This is a genomic window from Scopulibacillus daqui (genome assembly GCF_016908855.1).
Taxonomy (GTDB): Bacteria; Bacillota; Bacilli; order Bacillales; family Sporolactobacillaceae; genus Scopulibacillus_A; species Scopulibacillus_A daqui.
In genome coordinates, this window is sequence record NZ_JAFBER010000051.1 from 1 (window position 1) to 1,476 (window position 1,476).

Annotated in this window: 1 protein-coding gene; it reads right to left on the minus strand. The window is 36.2% G+C overall.

The genetic code is table 11. The features are described 5' to 3' along the window. Window positions 1-39 precede the first annotated feature (39 nt). Window positions 40-1,370, minus strand: a protein-coding gene (locus tag JOD45_RS16370) for an IS3 family transposase (protein ID WP_239549337.1) whose coding sequence is annotated in 2 segments (ribosomal slippage) — window positions 40-998 and window positions 998-1,370 — 1,332 coding nt in all. Because the reading frame shifts where the segments join, the coding sequence is not laid out codon by codon here. Window positions 1,371-1,476 lie beyond the last annotated feature (106 nt).

The window sequence follows — 1,476 nt, forward strand, 5'->3', positions numbered from 1 at the left end:
TTAAAGTGTACCCTTTGTAAAGGACATTTTAAAAAAAGCCTAGGCTATTTTTAGAAGATGATCTCTGTATTGAACAGGGGTCATCCTTTTTAAATTCCATTGATATCTGTAGTTATTGTAATAAATCATATACTGCTTAATTTCATGTTTTAGTTCCTCTAGAGTCGTACAAGCTTTAATATTGACCTCGTCCTTAAAATGCCCAAAGAAAGATTCTTGAGGAGCATTATCCCAACAGTTTCCTCGCCTGGACATGGATTGACCTAATCCAAGTTTCTTTACTAACTTTTGAAAGTCAGGGTGTGTATAATGGGTACCTTGATCAGAATGTATTATTGCATCTTCTGCTTTCCTAAAGTTCCGATTCTTCTTTAGCTTTAGAAGGGTGTTTGTAGCTAAATCCATAGTTATACGATCTGACACTTGGTAGGCCAAGATTTCATTGGTGGAGCTATCTTTGATGGTCGATAAATAGGCTTTCTGACCCTTTCCGTAAAATAAATATGTAATATCGGTAAGGAGTACTTTCCCAGGGATATCTTGCTTAAATTGTCGGTTTAATAGGTTTGGTACAACCCGGTGTTCTTGTGTCGCTTTCATCATTCGTCTATAAGGATTTGCCTTTCTGATAGGGCATATGATGCCATACTTCTTCATGATTCGTCGAATACGCTTCAAATTGTAGACAACACCAAATTGGCCTGCCAAAGTCATTTTAATTTGACGTGCCCCTTTTTTCCGTCTTTTGAAATTGAAGGCCTTTAGGATAATTTCCTTTACTCCCTCGTCTTTTTTATCTGTGAGCTCTCTTTGCTTTTGGGATTTCTCTGAAAAATAATTATAATAACCACTTCTTGAAACGCCCGCTGCTTCACAAAGGTAACTCACCATATTTTCCAATTGATATTTCTCAATAACTGAGCGAATAAGGATAAACTTATGGCTTGGGGTTAGTGCTATTTCCTCATCCCCCTTTCTGCAAAACGAATCTTTTTTAAAAGTTCATTTTCCGCCTTTAGTAGGTTAATTTGTGCTTCTAAGCGAGCATTTTTCTCCTCTAAGGAAAGCTCTCTGTCTGTTGGACGCCCTGAATTTCCAGCTCTTGTGTCACGTAAACCAATTATCCCATTTTCCTTGTAAGCCTTTTGCCATCTCTTACTCGCAGATTTAATTCGATCGGTCCCCAAAGCTTCGATATCAAACCCATATTCTTTGAATATATCCCTGGCAAACTTGCCTTTTTCCTTTTCCGCAATAAATATTTGCTTGAATTCATCAGTATAAGTAATTCCTTTTGAACTTACGGATTTAACGTATTTATTAGTCTTTAACTGTTTGATCTCTTTCTCTGTGAAAGTCTTTTTACTCATAATTTCTCCGTCTCCAAGTTAATTCTCTAGTTGTATTTATTCATTATATAAAAAAGTACCCTATAGGTAGACTTTTTTATGTGTCTACTCTATAGGGTACATTTTA